Source organism: Psychrobacillus sp. FSL W7-1493 (assembly GCF_038004905.1).
Lineage (GTDB): Bacteria > Bacillota > Bacilli > Bacillales_A > Planococcaceae > Psychrobacillus.
Map to the genome: position 1 here is coordinate 3,232,388 of NZ_JBBOSB010000001.1, position 18,950 is coordinate 3,251,337.

At 39.8% G+C, this 18,950-nt stretch carries 10 protein-coding genes; 1 reads left to right on the top strand and 9 read right to left on the bottom strand.

What is annotated here, in order from left to right:
* Positions 1–10 precede the first annotated feature (10 nt).
* The 6 genes from MKX96_RS16095 to MKX96_RS16120 form a co-directional block, all read right to left on the bottom strand.
* A complete protein-coding gene (locus MKX96_RS16095; protein WP_340886088.1) occupies positions 11–2,179 on the bottom strand; it encodes a 5'-nucleotidase C-terminal domain-containing protein in 2,169 nt (722 codons plus the stop codon).
* A 287-nt stretch (positions 2,180–2,466) separates the two neighbouring features.
* A complete protein-coding gene (locus MKX96_RS16100; RefSeq protein WP_340885243.1) occupies positions 2,467–3,327 on the bottom strand; it encodes a Gfo/Idh/MocA family protein in 861 nt (286 codons plus the stop codon).
* Between the two features lie 10 nt (positions 3,328–3,337).
* Positions 3,338–4,648, bottom strand: a complete 1,311-nt coding sequence (locus MKX96_RS16105) for a hypothetical protein (RefSeq protein WP_340885247.1) — start codon at positions 4,646–4,648, stop codon at positions 3,338–3,340.
* Between the two features lie 58 nt (positions 4,649–4,706).
* Entirely contained in the window at positions 4,707–5,741 is a 1,035-nt protein-coding gene (locus tag MKX96_RS16110; protein WP_340885250.1) for a dihydrodipicolinate synthase family protein, read from the bottom strand.
* On the bottom strand, positions 5,742–6,758 hold the full coding sequence (locus MKX96_RS16115; RefSeq protein WP_340885253.1) for an NAD-dependent epimerase/dehydratase family protein: 1,017 nt from the start codon (positions 6,756–6,758) through the stop codon (positions 5,742–5,744).
* Positions 6,759–6,776: 18 nt separating this feature from the next.
* Entirely contained in the window at positions 6,777–8,018 is a 1,242-nt protein-coding gene (locus tag MKX96_RS16120) for an Nramp family divalent metal transporter (RefSeq protein WP_340885255.1), read from the bottom strand.
* Between the two features lie 759 nt (positions 8,019–8,777).
* On the opposite strand from MKX96_RS16120, the gene MKX96_RS16125 reads away from it, so the two are divergent.
* The gene (locus MKX96_RS16125) at positions 8,778–10,259 is read left to right on the top strand and encodes a methyl-accepting chemotaxis protein (protein ID WP_340885259.1); all 1,482 of its coding nucleotides are present in this window, start codon (positions 8,778–8,780) and stop codon (positions 10,257–10,259) included.
* Between the two features lie 143 nt (positions 10,260–10,402).
* Here the strand turns inward: MKX96_RS16125 and MKX96_RS16130 are convergent, their stop codons facing one another.
* The 3 genes from MKX96_RS16130 to MKX96_RS16140 all read right to left on the bottom strand — a co-directional run bounded on the left by MKX96_RS16130 (position 10,403) and on the right by MKX96_RS16140 (position 18,319).
* On the bottom strand, positions 10,403–10,564 hold the full coding sequence (locus tag MKX96_RS16130; RefSeq protein ID WP_340886096.1) for a hypothetical protein: 162 nt from the start codon (positions 10,562–10,564) through the stop codon (positions 10,403–10,405).
* A gap of 166 nt (positions 10,565–10,730) precedes the next feature.
* Positions 10,731–12,614: an SEC-C metal-binding domain-containing protein gene (locus MKX96_RS16135; protein ID WP_340885261.1), complete on the bottom strand. Its 1,884-nt coding sequence runs from the start codon at positions 12,612–12,614 to the stop codon at positions 10,731–10,733.
* Between the two features lie 380 nt (positions 12,615–12,994).
* Positions 12,995–18,319, bottom strand: a complete 5,325-nt coding sequence (locus MKX96_RS16140) for a S8 family serine peptidase (protein ID WP_340885263.1) — start codon at positions 18,317–18,319, stop codon at positions 12,995–12,997.
* Positions 18,320–18,950: the final 631 nt, after the last annotated feature.

The following is an 18,950-nucleotide window of genomic DNA, read 5'->3' on the forward strand; positions in this document are numbered from 1 at the left end:
GTTAGATCAATTATTTCAGTAAGTCAATATATCGACTGTACACATATCCTTTTTTACCTTTGTAGGAAATGACATACCAGCCTTTTTCATTGCCAAGCACTTCTACTTCTTTGTTTTTAGCAATGGTTCCTAGCACTTTTCCACTGTTTGCTGCTTGAGCACGGACATTCAAATGGTAAGCTGTTACTTTTCCTTTTGGTGCTTCTGGCTTAGTTACAGCTGGTTTTTTATTATCTTGAGGTGTTGGCTTTACTGGTTTAGCTGATTTAACTGGTTTATCTTTATCCTTTGGTGGTTCTGGTTTATTCAATGCTTTGGCTAAAGCTAAATAGAATTCTCCTGTTGTTTTTACTTTTGCAAATTGGGCGGAGTCCACTTTAGCTTTTGCTGATAGCTCTTTTATTTCCTGCTGTGTAATTGCATCCTTAACATTGATGGATGCGATATTCGTGTACTTTCCATCTTCCGTTGTAGGTACTGTTAGAATTCCTTTATTGACTAGTTCTACAACTGCTTTTCGTGCTGGAGATTTTGTATCTACACCGACGATTTTCCAGTTGCTTTGAATGGTTGGTTTATATTCGCCCTTCATCTCTTCCTTTAAGTATCTAATGGCAAGATTGCGAATGGTACCGCCAGTTTCACCATAGGCACTTTCATCCTTCGAGGACCAGGTCATATTAAACTTACGCCCTTCTAACGCTTGTCCTTTAGATAGAAGAAAGTCCATTCTATATGCATTCATCCCTAATGTTAAGTGATCCTCTGCTTTAATCGGAGTTCCATCTAGCTTTCTAAGGTTTTTAATACGTTTTCCTGGTGCCTCGGATAAGTCGATATCGTATTTCACATTTCCGAAAAAGTCATTTGTACTGTATTTGGAAGCACGACGAGTTTTATCAAAGCTTACTGTCACGTCTCCATCACGAGTGCTATTAAAATAGCCAACTGCCCACTCCATATAATCCTTTAAATCTTTTCCTGTTACTTCATAGACAGAAACTTCTCCTCCAGCAAACTGGTAGTTGTAAGCAATGTCTTTTTTCTTGATAGGTCCAACATTTAAGGACGCTTTGTCATTGTCAATCTGATGAGCTACTACATCTGCATTACTATAATGAAGCATCACCTCATGGAAAAAGTCCGACAACGGTGTTTCTTGGACTTGTACTGCTGGGATACCCTCTATTTCATTAGGAGGAACAAGGTTTGTCCCTTTTAATTGTGCGACCACCACATTTGCATCTGCACGAGCGAACTCATGGTAAGGCTGCAATAATTTTTCCAGCTCTTCATCCGACTTAACAGTGGTTCCGTCTGCCGCTTTCACTGGAATTGTGGAAGCACCCTTATCCTTCAGTGTTAACTTTTCCCCATCCTTGGTAAAGGTTAAGTCAATTCTTGAAATATGTGTGCCATATTTTGCAGGCTCTGTAATTACAACGCCATTTACATTTTCATTGTTAATCAGCACATGGTTATGCCCTGCAAAAATACCAGCTAGCTCTGGCACTGCATTTGCAATGTCCATTACGCCTGTTCCAGGATTACCATTTTCATTTTCAAGACCCATATGTAAAAGACCAATCATTACATCTACTTTACCTTCTAGCTCTTTCACTGCTTTTTTCGTTTCCTCTACAGGATCCTTGACGACTAGACCCTCTAGATGATCCGTACCTTTTTCATATTGAGTTATTAATGGAGTGACCATCCCTATTACTCCAACCTTTACTCCATCACGCTCGATAATAGTATAAGCAGGCAAAAAACGTTCCCCATCTTCCTTGTATACATTACCTGCAAGTCTAGGTCCTTTGAATTGACTAGAAACCTTGTCTAACACATCTAAACCAAAGTTAAATTCATGGTTACCAAAAGTCCATGCCTCATAGCCCATGGCATTAATTGCTTGAGTCATAGGAGATAATGGCTGATCATTGAATAGCTCTGCAGAATTATCCTGTATCAAATCCCCATTATCCAATAAAATGGTGTTTGGATTCTCTGCTCGAACTTGCTTGATAATGGTATATAACTGCGTTAGACTCCCGCTTACATTCGGTCCATCTATCGCATAATCCCATGGCATAAATCGCCCATGAATATCTGAAGTTGCAAGAAGGGTAATATTAATATCCTTCTCTTCTGCATGTACAGGAAGTTGTTTTAGAAACATTCCATTCCCTAATAATAAAACCACAACTAAAAAACTTGCTACAATCCTTTTCCCACTAAACAAATTTTCTCCCCCTTGTTAAAGTTCATTTATTATAACTTTTTTATTATATCATTCGGAATAATCGTAAGAATACTATTTTTCTAATAAAATTCAACTTTTTTTAAGTTGAAAACACGAACGATTAGTACAAAAAAATAAATTTTATATGCTTTTTAATTAACCACCTAGTATTTAAACCTCACAAAAAAACCACTCAAGCACAAGCTCGAATGGTTTCATCATCTCTATAATCCCTTATTTATCTCCTCAATAATCCTTACAATCTCTGCCGTCTCCTCTAAAGATACGGCTGCCTTTCCTGTCTCAAAAAATTCTACTATATGCTCGACCAAGCCAGCGTAAAAAGGTTTCTCTTCTTCCCACAGCTTCAATGTTTGTACATCATCTGCGGAATGCAATACTGCACCGAAACGGCTGTGCCATTCGGTTTCTCCTCGAATGATGAGATGTCGACCATCCTTGTATGTTAGATGAACATGGTGGCAATCTGGTTTATGCTCTACCTCTACATTTTCCACGCCTGTCCCGAAAAGAGTAACCGCCATTTCGACGAGGTGGATACCGTACCAGAAGTATCCGGTTAGCTGCTCCTGCATCGGGGTTGGACCATAGAAATAGCCACTGCTCCAGTCTACTGACCCTTTGACCGCCATAACCGACTCCGAAAAACGTAAAGCAGAGGAGCTCATGACAGGTGTTCCATGATTTTGACTCAGTCTAATCACCTCTGCCATTTCCTTACTGCTCATGACGACTGGCTTATCGATAAACACCGGCTTACCATAAGGCACAATTTCCTTGAACCATTCTAGATGATTACGCCCATCAACTGTCCCTATAATGACGGCGTCTACCTCACCCATTAATTCCTCAACTGTATCTACCTCTGCTACACCGTATTTCTTGATGACAATTTGATAGAAGTCAGTAAATCTGCTTGAGCTAATTGCTAAATCCTCCGAGAATGTTGGGATAACGTGGGTGATGGTTGCCCCTTGTACATGATGGGGATCATCTTGGTTATTCAATAATCTAGTGAATATTTCACTATGTGAAGTGTCTAGTCCTATCAATCCTATTTTCATAGAGTCCCTCCTAGCTTTCGGTTGTTACGAGTGCGAATACTTGTCTTGGTCTACCGCGCTTTGATATTTTCTCCATCCCGATAATTTTGATGAGCTCTGCGTCCAGCCAGGATTGGATAATTCGGTGGGCGCTTCTAGGTGTAATGCCTAAAATAGAAGAAAGCTCATGCGCCGTGAATTCATTTTCCTTCTTTCGCTTGATGACGGCCATTGTCTTTTGGATGTTTGCTGCACTCATGCCGATATGCTCTGCTTTATTTATTAACAGCTGATCCGTCACTGTGAGTGGATATTTCATCGGGACAATCAAATCGATTGGTCCAAAGACGCTTCGATCCTCTCGAACGATAAAACAGCAGCCCCCTCCATGCTCCTGTGCCTGAATGAGTGCCACCCTTGCATGCGATCCTGCCTCGAGCGCTGAAAAACCGAAGCCGACTCCTATTGATAAAGACACCTCCAGCTTTTTCTTCATCTCATCAACAATTGGCAAGTATTTATAGCCCTCTGTAATCCGCTCGAAAATCCCTCGATTCGTGATAAATACATACTCACTGCTGCTAAGGGCAATCAGATAACCATTTATTTGATCGGCAAATTGAAGAAGCATACGGTGTATGGCATGATTTCGAGTATGTACCTGCTGCTCGGACATAAATTCACTCGCATCACTGGAATTTTCGATAAAGATTCGACCTACTATTATTTGCATCTCTTTTTGCTTTCGTTGATTGGTTGCGAGTAGCATTCGTTCAATTGCCACAATAATGTCCTGGTCCGTAGGCTTTAGCCATTCGTTTATAATATTCATCTCGGATAGCTGCTCACTAACTAGCTTGAGACTAGTAATGACAACCGTATTAGGGTTCTCTTCCACATTCCGTAGATGGAAATTCACCACGTCATCTTTGTTTTCCATATAAACGATTTCTTGGAAATTTTGATACGTAAACGTTTCCTCTAAATTGTTTTTAATGAGCTCCATGTAATTGTCTTGTATGCCGTCTAGGCTAATGTTCGTGAAATCTTGCTTGCTCTTTAGCTTGTACAGAGATTGATAGAGCCCTGCTCCCTTCAGTGGAATATAGTAGGCAGGTGTCTCTATCGGTATGTCTTCCTTTGCAACTAAATAAGGGATTCTTCCCGAATAAAACAAGCAATCCACCTTGTCCAATAGCTCAGTTGTCAGCTTCCTTGCATCTTTTATTTCATCGGATAAACGGAAAATCGGTTGGATATTCGGAAAAAGTCCAAAGCATCTAACCATCGTCTCTCGAATCCATTGCGGCCCTATAACTCCCACCTTTATGTTTGTCTCCATACCTCTCCCCCCTTTGAAATAGAAGAAAAGACACACCTAATCGATGTGCCTCCATTGCTTACCCGTTTACTACACTTTCCTTTTCCAAAAAAGCCTTTACAAATGTATCGTCGTTCAGCTCTGGATACGCGTAGTACACACGATTGATTTCCTCTAGCTGGCCCTCACTCAATACCTCGTGATCCATTAGGCACCAATTCCCTTGCATAAGCCCCTGTCTTCTGAGCACCTCATTGATACCCGCAATACTTCCCTTAAAGTCGTTCCTCGAATCAAAGAATGCTGCATTGGCATCCGTGACGTGCTGGGCAATGCTGAACCACTTTGGATCAATCTGACCGTGTGCCCTTGCTTCTTTTATTTGCTCAAAAAGCTCCACTGCCTTATGTGTCCACACAGACCAGTGACCTAGCAAGCCGCCGACGATTTGCTTGTCATTATAATTGGTGAACAAATCCACTACGATGTTGTCATCATTGCCGGTATAAAGCGCAATCTCGTCTCTTCTCGGAGAGGCGTTCACTGCGCGAATCACATCTAACGTTAAGTAACGGTCAAACGGAGCCATTTTAATACCGAATACATTGTCGATTGCAGCGAACTGCTCCCAAAATTCATAGCTAAATACCCGTCCACCTACTGCTGGCTGAAGATAAAAGCCGAACACTGGAATAATAGCAGCGACCTCTTTCGTACGCTCAATCAGCTCTTTTTCGGAATATTCATTTAATCCACCGTTACTTAATAGTACCATATCATAGCCAAAACTTTTAGCGATTTCTGCCTCTTTTATTGCCTGCTCTGTTTTACCACAAGCACCAGCGATTTTTAGGAAAGGACGATTCAGCTTTGCGTTGTTGATTTCCTCCATCGCAAGCTTTAATACCGTTTCATACAAATCAAACTGAGGATCTCGAATCTCAAATTGTGTGGTATGCACGCCAACCGCGACCCCCCCAACGCCTGCCTCCAAATAATATCGAGTTAAACGGCGTTGTGCCTCTTCGTCGAGTTTTTTGTCTTGCGTGATCGCAAGAGGATGCGCCGGAATGAACGCCCCGGCATGTAAATGCTTTTTTAACTCTTCTTTCATTTAAAACTCACCCTTCCTCTCCTGGAAGTGAGTAGGTTTATTGATCGTTTCTCCGTCATTTGCGACCCAGTCTGCAATCCATTCAATCATTTCACGGATCGATACACGCGGGTAGCCGAACAGCTTGTGAGCCTTGCTTGCATTGTTAAGCAACGCATTTTCCTGCTCAGAGCCTACAAATACTGGCTTCTTATTAAACAAACGCCCAAACTCATTTGCCAGCCAGCGAACAGAAAGCGTCTCTGGTCCAGTAACGTTTATAACTGTTGGAGGCGTGCTCGCGTGAAGCAACGAACGGATTGCATACTCATTTGCATCTCCTTGCCAGATGACATTGACGTGCCCCATCGAAAGGTCTAACGGTGTTTCATTGAACACAGACTTTGCAATCTCCAATAAAACCCCGTAACGCATATCGATTGCGTAATTTAAGCGGAAAATGGCAAGAGGCGTATTGTCTCTTTCTGAGAAATATGTAAACACACGCTCTCTTCCTAAAGAGGATTGCCCATACTCTCCAACCGGTGCAACCTGGTGGTTCTCATCGCAGCCGCTCCCAATCACAGGCACTAACGGATACACATTTCCCGTAGAGAATGACACAATATTAGATCCCTTAAAATGCTCTGCCACTCGACCAGGCAAATAGGTGTTCATCGCCCATGTGAAATGCTCGTTGCCAGTCGTCCCGAATTTATTGCCAGCCATGTAAATAATGTTCTTTTCAACAGGCAGCTTCTTTAGTTCGTCCTCGTTTAATAGATCACAGGCAAGCGTTTCAACCCCTGCACTTTCTAGCTCCGCCTGCAGCGTGCCATTCGAAAAACGTGAAACCCCAATCACCTTTTTGTCCAAGCCGGCCTCATCAATCGCACGCTTCGCCATCACAGCAAGCGTCGGTCCCATCTTTCCACCAATCCCTAATATCATAATATTGCCGTCTAGCTTCACCATATCATCGATCAATGCAGTGGATGGCTGCGTCATCAAATTCTCTAACTCTTCTACTGTTTTCATAATGTCCCCCATTCCTTTTTAAGAAAAAAAGATATTGTTTGCGTTGTTATATGCCAAATAAATTAATACAAGTAACCCTATTATGCCGAGCGAATTGCTAAGCCATTTATTTTTCAGCTCACCCATCACTCGCTTGTCATTCGCTACGACTAAAATGGCAATCGCAATAAACGGAACAACAAATATCGTAACGGCCTGCGCAAAAACGATTAAATTGAGCGGCGCAGAACCAAACACAATTCCAATAACCGAGCCGAACAAAATCACTAATATAATGAAAAGCTTCACCTTCATATTAGAAAGATTATTCCCTACCCCAAATCCATCCGCAAGCAGTGACCCACCAATCGTCGCATTCCCCATCAATGACGAAAACGAAGCCCCAAACAACCCGAGCATAAATACAACCGTCGACCAGCTACCAAACAACGGCTCGAGCGCCAAGCCCATTTCCGATGCATCATTCACAACCAGTCCTTGTGGTTTGAGGATCGTTGCTGCTGTAATCATGATGAGGAAGGAAATAAATCCAAGCAGAAAAATGCCTAAGAAAGACTCCCTCTTCCCACTAGCAGCATCCGTCAAAGTCCAGCCTTTTTCCTTAACCAAATAAGACTGATAGAGCGCCCCAACTATCGAAAAGCTAGTAGCAAATAAAGCGATAATCAACCCCATACTTCCATCCGGAATAACAGGAACAAATCCTTGAAAAATCTCCCCAATCGACGGCTTCACTACAATAACGGTACTAAGAAATGCCAATAGCATCACTACTACCAGCACAAGCATCAGCTTCTCTAGAATCTGATAAAACTGCTTCGCAAATAAAAGCCCTATAGAAATAAGCGTAAACACAATAATCCAAACAGTCGGCTCCATATTAGTTACCGTGGATATTGCAATCCCCGTGCCTATCGCATTCCCCGCCTGAAACGAAGCCGTAACCAAAAATGCCCCGATCCCAATCAGCAGCCCAGACCAGAACCCCCACTTTTCCTTCATCACACCAATAAAGCTACCTTTGGCCGCAATCCCAATTCTTGTGCTCATCTCGGTATACACCATCATCAGCACAACAGCTAAAACCAACGTCCAAACAAGCTGCGACCCATAAATCGCCCCAATCTTAGACGACAACGTCACACTCCCCGGCCCAAGCACCAAAGCAGAAGTAATTAACGCTGGCCCCAAATAGCTAAAAATACTCTTTCTCCCAGTCTTCGCCTTACCAGCAACCCCAATCTTTGCCCCTTCGTTCATAGAAATCCCCCTTCTGCTGATTTTTCTGAATTATATGTTTTTATATTAACGTATAATGATATTTAATGACATGACGTTAATAGGACTGTAAATAAAAAAGAAGCAGTCAGTGGGATGCTGGCTACTTCTTAGGTTGGATTGAATTGTGTGGGAGTTGTGTGTGACACAGGGACACACACAACTCTCTCTGCAACAGCTGCGGATTTTTATGTCATTTAATGACATGAAGTTAATAGGACTGTAAATAAAAAAGCAGCCACAGTGGTTGCTGGCTACTTTTTAGGTTGAAATTAAATTGTGTGGGAGTTGTGTGTGACACAGGGACACACAACTCTCTCTGCAACACTTAATCACTTTCGCGCAACACTTTACGTTGTCCTTGCTACATGCATACCTACTCTCTTTATTCAACACTTTGAACTACTTTGCTTTACGCTACAAAGGGAAAAATTTCATCCTAGCGGTGATAAATCCCCGTGAACGGTGATATTTTCAAAAACTCTCTCAAATTCAAATATGCAAGCGGTCACCAAGTACGAAGCGAATTGTGTGGGAATTGTGCCTGACACAGGGACAGACACACAGGGACAGACACAATTGTATCTACCGGAAACCTACTACTAACTATATAACCAGAAATAATTGAAATTATACAAATAAATAGTACTAAAACACCATGAATTTTTACCTATTTATGATATTATTGTGATATATTAAAATTTTCAAAATACTATATATAACAAATGGAGGAAAATCTCAATGCAAAGAGCACCTTTCTCGTTTAATCTTCAAAAGGTTCATCAGTTAAACTTAAAAATTACATGTTTCTTGGTCATACTGGTCTTACTTCCCATACTCTCTAATCATGGTTTTGTAGATTCAAAAAAATATATGATTACCGGTGTCATTGTTATTGCGTTGGCATGCTTAAATTATTTTTTGAAGCTCCCCCATTTGATGAAGGCAATTTTATTTGCAACCTTAAATGGAACAGTAGTATTTGCCTTATTTATACTAGATGGCTATGGAATAACCAAGCATTACTTACTTTTCATAACAATTGTGATGGCAGCCGTTTATTTTGAACGAAAAGTATTAATTGTCTATGGGCTTATTTTTAACGTTTATCTCATATTACTTTACGTTTTAGTGCCCGATAAATTTTTAGGCGTAAACAACACGTTCGCTTATTTCCTAACCACATTCTTTATTTTTAACGGAATTTTATATATGTTAAATAAATTAAATGAGTGGGGTGGCGAATTAGTTACCGAATCGCAAAAGGGTGAGCTAGAGGCAAATAAGCTACTAGAAGAAACAAAGCAATTAGTAATAATGATCGAAAAAAGCGCTCATACATTAGAAGCGGAAACAGGAGAAGTCAAAAATACATCAAATTCGTTAGCCTCTGTGAGTAATACAATTTTAGACTCCACACAACAAATTGCCGAGTCTATTCAAAGTGAGGCAGAAATGATTTTTGCAATGCATAATGTAATGCATGATTCGAAATCAGAGCTTTCGCAAACTGTGGAATTATCCCAAGAGGCAATGGAACATTCACAAAAAGTAAACGAGCAATTATCAAGAAATACGCAAAGTGTGGAACAGGTGACGAAGCACATGGGTGTATTAAGCGATTCCATGAGTATGACGGTTACTACAATGGATGAATTACAACATAGCTTACAGAGGGTGAATGATTTACTAGAGGGCATTAAAAGCGTTGCTGACCAAACGAACTTATTGGCACTGAATGCAGCTATCGAAGCAGCTCGTGCAGGTGAACATGGGAAAGGCTTTGCAGTAGTGGCAGATGAGGTTAGAAAGTTAGCAGAAGAAAGTGCAGTAACAGCATCTAAAATTACAGAAGTTACAACCCTGCTTTTCACCAAATCAGCTGCTGCTCAAGAGCAATCACTTCATGGACAAACAGCAGCTATGGAAGGACACAAATTATTAGCTAATATATCAGCAGCATTTAACAACGTCAAGGTATCAAGTGACATTTCACATACAAATGTGAAGCAGAGTGTACTGGCAATCGATAAAGTGAATGATCAGTTCACACAATTATTAGGGGAAGTTGATATGCTTTCGGCAGCATCCCAGCAAAACAGTGCAGCAACAGAAGAGATTGTTTCTTCCATCTTTGAAGAAAATAAATTACTAGAATCCATTGGTGAAGTAACAGCAAAACTTCATACATTAAGCCATGAACTAATAACGCTAACAAAATAAGCCTTCAGACAGCATTTCAAATTCTTTTGGAATGCTGTTTTTTTGTTGAAACCGGTACTAAGCTTTTCTGTTCGTTAGTAATGTGAAAGTAAAAAATAAGCCGAACAATAATTGAAATTGACGGCTTACATTTATTAATTAAACTACGGTCTCTTTTCAACAAACAACAAAATTAATGTTGCCAATGGACCTAATATAAGAGAAAGGAAAAACCAATTTAATCCCGTTCTATTCTTTCCTTGTGCAAGGCCAGCATTTATCAACGCCAATGTCCCCCAGCCTACGAAGTATTGATTATCCATCATCTGCACCCCCTATTATTGCAATCCTTTTACATAGTGTGGCATTACCCTATATCTCTAACTTTTATGAACAATCTTCTAGCTGATTTAAAGCGAGTACAACTGCTGGTAGGGACACATTCCTTCTGCAATGAATTGTGTCTGACACAGGGACAGACACAATTCCTTTTCACAACTCTCGCATATCAAATCCTTCCATAAGCGTATGAATGATCTGTGCTTCTTCTTCGCTTTTTGCTGTTATGACAGCTGATTTAGGATAAGGTTTTGGAGGAATTTGATCCATTGCAAGTAAGTAGAGTGCTAAAGGGTTCAGCTTTGCTAGTTTCTCCATTATAGGCTCTAATTCCTTTTCACTTAGCGGCTTACCTTGGGATTTACGCAACATTTTCTTCGTTTGGAAGCTTAAGAATTCGTAGGTTGCATCATCAGGATCCGGGTACATCGCTAAAACTGCCTCCGCTTCTTCCGGTGATCCGAGGTGTAGCATGGTGCTTACTAACAAGTATCGGGCACCTTGATTATCATTTGGGTTTAGCTCCATTACTTGTAGGAACTGATCCAGCGCAGCCTCGAAATTACCAAGCTCAAATTCCCAAACTCCATATGCAAACAGGGCACGTAAATATGGACGATTAGGCACGTAACCCCACGCCACATCAAATGATGAATCGAACTGTTTGTAAGCTTCTTTAATGGCTTTTTTATAAAAATCTCTTGCAACTTTTTCAGTTTTTGCTAATTCGGCCTGGTGCAGTAGGACATCTGGATTGTTCGCATCTGATAATTTAGCAATCTTCCAATAATTATTTCGAAGCTGCTCTGTTTCTGCAAAATAACCTTCATATGCGTTTAATTGAGCCTTTTCCAAATTATTTTTAGGTTTATAAGGTTTATTCATCAATTGAGATACTAATCCTTGCATCTCTTCTTCACTTTCAATTTCAACACTATTCATGTGCATCAGTAACTCCCAGTTTCGATATTCAGACAGACGAGGATATGTTCCTACCTCAAATCCAAAATTCCCCGATCTTTGACTTACGCTCGTTTCTTCTTCCAACTCTTCCCCAACAGTAAAATAGAATTCCTCTATTTCTTCAAAGTACTTTTTGACAGTAGAAGGGGAGACATCAAACATTTCAGCAATATCTTTGTTCGTCCAATCAACATTAAAGCTAAGATACTCATTCGCAAAACGTATAGCCCCCGCAACAACAGCTTCTTTTTTTCTTGGATTCGGGGAATAAGCCATTAAGTATGCAGCCAAAAGAGGTGTAAGCAACTCATCAGTCAGTTCATTTTCCTCTAAAAATTCTTCTAATATTTCTAGTATTTCTAGATGTGCAGGTGAAATCTCAGGCTCAACGTCCTCACCTTCATGTAGAATCTCAAAGCATTCCAAAAGTTGTTCTTTAAGAAATTCTTGAGGTTTTAGCTTACTCTTTTTAGCAAGTTCCCTAATTCTTTTCATTTCTCCATCAAGCATATCTTGAATAATAAGAACGCCAGTAGCAACACTTATTCCGTTAGAGCCTTTTCGATGGTCAGGAAATACTACCCCCATGATATATGACATCATGTCAAGATCTATTCCCTTTAATCTTTCCATTTCATGAACAATTCCACTGACCATATCCTGCACCAGTACCATTTCATCTTTAACGTTCGTCACTTTCCCAATAAGTATAATAGGACTTGTCCACTCTTTCAGTACTTCCGTGACAGATGCTCTCGATGACTTTTTCATTTGTTTCTCTATATAGCTTTTCCATTGTTCTTCTTTCTTTATTAATAAATAATAGTCTAATGCAAGTAGCTCGATTTGCTCCTCATCCCAAATACCTCTTAACCTGGAAGCCCATGTGTTCATCATCATATTTAACTCGAACATATCTTTTTGTTGTGGATACTCGGCGTAATAGGATTCTACTATTTGCCGTAATTCATCCTCCACCACTTTTTCAATCGACACTACATCCTTCGCGCCGTGGCATTTCTTATACTTTTTCCCGCTCCCACACGGGCAAGGATCATTGCGACCTACCGTCATCGAAATCACACCTTTTTCTTTTTATCATAACAAAGTTTATAGACTCAGGTCGATGCTTACCATGTATTAAAGATAAAATCCCTAGATTACTAGTATTAATAGCCAGGTTTCTCCTTGGCTACTTTATTAAAATGAATTGTGTCTGACACAGGGATAGACACAACTCTCTCAGGGATATAGATTTCATCAACCGGTGATATATTTCTACGAACGGTGATATATTTAAAAATTCCTCCAAGTCGGTATCAAATATCCAAATGGCCCCCAGTACGAAGCTAATTGTGTGGAAGTTGTGTGTGACACAGGGACAGACACAACGCTCCCTACCAAAAAAAGAAGCAGCAAGACGGTTACACGTCTGCTGCTTCTTTTTAACTTTCTTAACTAGCAAGTTTTTCTTCTATCGTAGAAGTAGGGACTTCAGGAAGTAGGAACAATTCGCTATTAACCGATTCAATGCCCAATTTCCCTTGTTCAGAAACTACTACGCTAATAGTAATTGTGTGCTTACCATACTTAACAGTGATTATTGTTTCTCCAATATCTTTTGCTCTTACTAGTCCACTAGTGACAGAGGCTACATTTTTGTTATCTGTAGTGTACTTAGCAGCTACCGTTACATCTCTTTCTGTTGTTTGCCCATCTGCTGATGTCGTAACTTCTGTAATAGTTAGCTGTGATTCTTTGCCTGGCTTTAATACCACTTGCGTTTTATCAGCTTTAATAGTTACGACTGGTTCTGTAACAGATACATTTACTGTTTGCTCATTTTTACCATATCCAACAGTTATAATCGTATCTCCTGCAGATTTTGCTTTTATTAAACCACCGCTAACTGAAACGACTGTACCATCTGCTACTTTATATTTTGCAGAAGATGTTACGTCTCTTTCTGTTGTTTCCCCATCTGCCGTTGTTGTTACTTCTTTAACAGTCAGCTGAGCTTCTTTTCCTTTTTCTAAATTTACTTGGTTATTGTCTACACTTAGTGTGATTTTTGGTTCAATGACCGTCACATTTACTGTAAGTTCGTTTTTGCCGTACGTAATTTTAATTGTAGTATTTCCTGCTGCTTTTCCTCTTACCAAACCATTAGTTACCGTAGCAACTTTAGTATCTGCTACTTTATATTTTGCAGATGCAGAAACATTTTTTTCTGTTGTTTTTCCATCTGCTGTTGTTGTAATTTCCTTCACTTTTAATTGCACTTCTTTTCCTGACCCTAGACTAACTTCTGTTTTATCAACAGTTAATGTTACTTCTGGCTCGGTAACTGATACATTTACAGTTAATTCATTTTTACCGTATTTTACTGTAATGGTTGTAGTGCCCGCACCTTTAGCCTTGATTAAGCCACCGCTTACCGTTGCCACTTTGTTATTGGCAGTTTTATACGTTGCAAAGCTTGTTACATCAACCTCTTTTGTTTTTCCATCTGCTGAAGTTGTTACTTGTTTGATCTTCAGTTGAGATTCCTTGCCTGGTTCCAGATTAACCTCTGATTTGTTTGTAGTCAGAGTGATGATTGGTTCTGTAACTGTGACATTTACCTTTAATTCATTTTTACCATACTTAACTGTGATTGTTGTTTCTCCTGCACTTTTCGCTATTACTAAGCCATTGCTAACAGAAGCTACATTACCGTTTGCTACTTGATACGTTGCAGATTTTGTTACATCCTTCTGCTTTGTTTTTCCGTCAGCACCTGTTGTAACTTCTTTAATAACTAGTTGTGATTCTTTGCCTGGCTCTAGATCGATTTGTGTTTTGTTTGTTGTCAATGTCACTCCTGGCTCTGTAACTGTAACATTCACATTTAACTCATTTTTACCGTATTTAACTGCAATCGTTGTACTTCCTGGATTTTTAGCAATTACTAATCCTTCTTTCGCAGAAACCACTTTATTGTCCGCAACTTTATACGTAGCAGCCTTCGTTACGTCAACTGTTTTTGTTTTTCCGTCTGCTCCTGTAGTTACTTCTTTAATCGTTAGTCGAGCTTCTTTTCCTGGCTCTAAATTAAGCTCAGTTTTGTTAGCAGTCAATGTCACGACTGGTTCTATTACATTTACATTAATAGTCAGCTCGTTTTTACCATACTTAACGGTAATTGTTGTACTTCCTGCATTTTTAGCTGTAATCAAACCATTCTTAACAGTAACAACTTTAGTATCTGCTACCTTGTATGTTGCAGCCTTCGTTACATCTTGTTGTTTTGTTTTACCATCAGCAGTTGTTGTTACCTCTTTAATATTCAATTGGAATTCTTTTTTAGGCTCCAAATCAACTTGCGTTTTGTTTGCAACAAGCTTTACTCCTGGAACAATAACCACTGAATCTTTGACAGTAACTTCTACAGTCACTGTATTTGTACCATGAGTAATAGTGATTGTTGTAGATCCTTTAGCAACAGCTGTTACTAGTCCTTTGGAAACTTTTACTACACCTTCATCCGCTACTGTGTAAGTAGCTTCTGCAGTTACATCCTTATCAGTTGCTGTTCCTTCTGCTGGAGTAGAAGTTTCTGTTACTGTAACCTGAGCTGTTTTTCCAGTTTCTAAATCAAGTTTAGATGGATTAACAGCTAGTGTTACTACTGGTTCTGGTTCTGGATCAGGATTGTTATTTTCATAGATTAATGCTTCTCCTACATTACCTGCAGCATCTTGGACAACTACTTTGATAGAGTTAGTTCCTGTTGCCACTGGGAATGTGAATGACCCGTCCTGTGCTAAATTGAATTTTACAGGCGCAGCAGGTACACCGTTCACCGTTGCAACATAGGTTGCATTTAATTTTGTATTCAAATCATATTCTAATCCGTATAAATATAATTCTTCGTTATACGTAATATACTTGTCCGTTACTTTCCCGGTTGCCACTCCGTCCTTCACAGAGCCAGCGATTGCTGGTTTGGTCGTCTTAACAACGATAGGGCCTACATAATCACCAATGATTGCTCCTGTTGTTGTTTGACCAGTAAAGTCAATTGTGTACAGACCGTCTGGAATAGTTGTTGCAGGTGCAGTACCCCAAGGTTTGTACTCACCAGTAATCGGTAGCGTCCATTTACCTGCTGCAAGTGAAGTACCTGCATGTAAATAACCGATGTAACCGTCTCCATACTCCCCGCCTTCAGGGTTCATAATATCCCAAAGTTCGATATAGTTTGTTGTCACAGGACCAGTTAATGTGAATGAAAGGTTAGCTGTGTCCTTCACACCATCTCCATTAAAGGAAAGGTCTGTTTCTGTAATAGACATATCTTTAATTTCTGTAGCAGGTGCTGTAACAGTAGAAAAGTCTGCAGCAAATGGTAATGAAACCTCTGAACCTCCACCGTTAATACGGATATAACCTAGAATTTCAGATCCCTTTGGTGCTGTTGCTACTTTAGAAGCAGTCAACGTGACATTTAACAACTGCTCACCTGCTAATGTAAATGTCGGTTTATCAACCGTAACTTTAGCATCCGCAAATGTCTTTGTAACATCTACAGCTACATTATAGTTTCCACCTGTATTCTTTAAATCTTTTACTAGAATTTGTTTTGTAACAGAAAGGTTTTTGTCCTTCAAAGATTGCGGACCAAATGTGACCGTCCCTTTCAAGTTTTCAACAACTGCTCCACTTCCATCTAATACAGCTGTGTCAATTGCATAAGCAAGTACATTTGGATGAGCAGCGGCATACGCATCTACACGGCCAGCGCCTTGTGAAAACACATCAAATTTAGTCTTGTCTAGAATTTTAGCTGTATTGGAAAGAGCAACCTTTACATCGAAAGCATTCCATGTTGGATTTGCTTGTTTAACAAGAGCTGCAATCCCTGCGATATGAGGAGTTGCCATAGACGTTCCTGTTTTACGATCATAAGCTTCACCATACACAGCTTCCGGGAAGTCTGTTTTGTACATAGGTATTGTAGACATAATGTTTGTACCAGGTGCACTCACATCAGGCTTAATATCAAAGTTAGGAGTGGAAGGCCCACGTGAGCTTGAGCTGTTCACTTCATCCCCAGTAGTTTGTTCAGATCCAAAGTTCCCGAATGAAACTTTCCCTGTTCCGTTTACTAACGCTGCACGAATTGCGTCCCCGTCTGTTTGAGACATATCAAACGTTGGGATAAAGTCAAAAGAGTCTCCTAAGAATGTTCCAGAGGCATTTGGTGCATTGGTACCTCCCGCAAAGTTATGAATAATTGCTCCCTTCGCCCCGTTTTGCTTTGCATATGCAATTTTATCGACAAATGCAATCCCACCACGAGAAACAAGAACAACTTTACCTTGAACATCTAGTCCATTGTAATCTTTTGCTTCCCCATTTCCAGGTACAGCAACTAAATCAAATTCACCTTGAAGCTGAGTAGAAACATCTGTACCAAAAGTTGTGCCCATCAGTTGTAATTGCTTTGTTAAATTATATTCACCAACCGTAACGTTCACTTGTCCATTATGCATTGTTTCTGGATTAGTAGTGTTACCAACAGCAATTCCTAATCGAGCAGTAGCAGGAGTTCCCATAGTCCCACGGTTAGGACCTGAATTTCCTGTAGCAATTACGGAAATAGTACCTGCCATCATTGCATTATTAATCGCAAAAGATCCACTATCTGTTTCAGAGTTAGCTCCCCCACCAAGAGAAAGGTTAATAACATCCATTTTTTCCACTACCGCAGTATCAATAGCTTTAATGATACCTGAAGTAGATCCACTTCCGTAGGCACCTAATACACGGTAAGCATATAAATCTACTTTTGGTGCAATTCCCTTGATTCCAAACTCATTAGCCCCGATCGCTGCGATTGTACCAGCAACATGTGTACCATGAGATGTATAGAATGAGCTTCCATTCGCATTAAATTCAGGAGTTCCAGCAGGACGTTCGGAAGGTAAAGTTTCCGACGCATCATTGTCTGCACGAGGTCTTGTATAGGTAGATGAATTAGGTATGAAATTCTTTCCGCCCTTGTAGATGTTAGCAAACTCTGGATGGTCCGCATCAATACCCGTATCAAGTACGGCAACCTTAATACCTTGTCCTTCTATTCCCTCATCCCAAAGCCTCTCAATGCCTAGGAATGAAATACTTGTGTTCATCTTCGCATCTATTTTTCCTTCTTTTTTAATAGAAGAAGATTTTACCGTTTTCGTTTTTTGAGGTGCTTCTGACGCATAAACGATTGCATCTGGCTCTACTAGCGTTACACCCTTAACTTCTAATAGTTTTGGAAGGTCTTCAGCTTTCACTACAGCTGCAAAGCCATTCAAAACAGTATCAAATGTATACCCTTGTTTCATTGTTATCTTCTTTAGATTAATTTCTTTTTTTACAGCTGTTTGTTGGGCACGTACATTGTTTCTAATCTTAGTTTCCTGTGCAGCAGAGAATGCTCTTCCTTTTAGCTCACTGATCCCCTTTTCAAGAGCAACAGGTTTCTCGGATAGATGTATAATAACAGCAACTTCCTGATTACCCGAAAGGTTTTGTAAATCTCTGTGAAGCTTCGGTCCACCAAGCGACAAACTTTCCTGCTCTGCTATTGCCGCCTTTAACTCCATTGTACTTTCACTTGGTACGTTTGGTTTGAACTGTTTTTTCTCCCCATTTGCAGATGCAGTCATCATTGGACTGAACATCGTTAAGACCATAGCTAGTACCAAAAACACTTTAAAAAACTTATAGACTAGTTTTTTCTTCACTTAGTTTCCCCCTATTAAGTACAAATGTTATTTCCTTTAAAGCGTATTTGTGACAATCGTTCAGCTAATGTCTTAGAATGAGGATCGCACCCTTCCTATTAAAATAAGTATCAAATGTAAAATTTAATACCTACCAATCTATGTGCTAGCCTCTATTTATATGATTTAGAATATGAAAAATTAGTTATCTTTTTATGAAAAATTTTACATATGAGTTTTGAATTTAGTATGACGTGGGGATAAGAAAATGATCACTTTTTTGGATTATTGACTAGCATTTGGCATAGCTTTACCAGAGGCAACCTAAATTGCAACTTGGATAAAAGAATACATTTTTGTAGCTTTGATATATGAACTTGTATCTAAATTTTGTCCCACGTTGAGCAGTGTTATATGTGTTGCATGTCATGAAGTAATTACTGCATTCCTCTTCACCTCCAATCAACTCTGTACAAAAATCTAGAACACTATTATTTTTGTTTTTCATTGTTACTACATCTAGTTGCGTCTCATGCCTACTGCAGTTTTTGATTTAGGCCAATTCTGACAGGAACTTTCGGTTAAATGCCATGCGTCAACAGTAAATCTTTATTCCTAATACCCCTATTAAAATATACAAATATTTCAAGAA

Bases quoted from the DNA above. Each gene is read 5' to 3' on its own strand.
- MKX96_RS16095 (WP_340886088.1), bottom strand. From the start codon at position 2,179: ATGTTTCTAAAACAACTTCCTGTACATGCAGAAGAGAAGGATATTAAT.
- MKX96_RS16100 (WP_340885243.1), bottom strand. From the start codon at position 3,327: ATGAAAATAGGATTGATAGGACTAGACACTTCACATAGTGAAATATTC.
- MKX96_RS16105 (WP_340885247.1), bottom strand. From the start codon at position 4,648: ATGGAGACAAACATAAAGGTGGGAGTTATAGGGCCGCAATGGATTCGA.
- MKX96_RS16110 (WP_340885250.1), bottom strand. From the start codon at position 5,741: ATGAAAGAAGAGTTAAAAAAGCATTTACATGCCGGGGCGTTCATTCCG.
- MKX96_RS16115 (WP_340885253.1), bottom strand. From the start codon at position 6,758: ATGAAAACAGTAGAAGAGTTAGAGAATTTGATGACGCAGCCATCCACT.
- MKX96_RS16120 (WP_340885255.1), bottom strand. From the start codon at position 8,018: ATGAACGAAGGGGCAAAGATTGGGGTTGCTGGTAAGGCGAAGACTGGG.
- MKX96_RS16125 (WP_340885259.1), top strand. From the start codon at position 8,778: ATGCAAAGAGCACCTTTCTCGTTTAATCTTCAAAAGGTTCATCAGTTA.
- MKX96_RS16130 (WP_340886096.1), bottom strand. From the start codon at position 10,564: ATGATGGATAATCAATACTTCGTAGGCTGGGGGACATTGGCGTTGATA.
- MKX96_RS16135 (WP_340885261.1), bottom strand. From the start codon at position 12,614: ATGACGGTAGGTCGCAATGATCCTTGCCCGTGTGGGAGCGGGAAAAAG.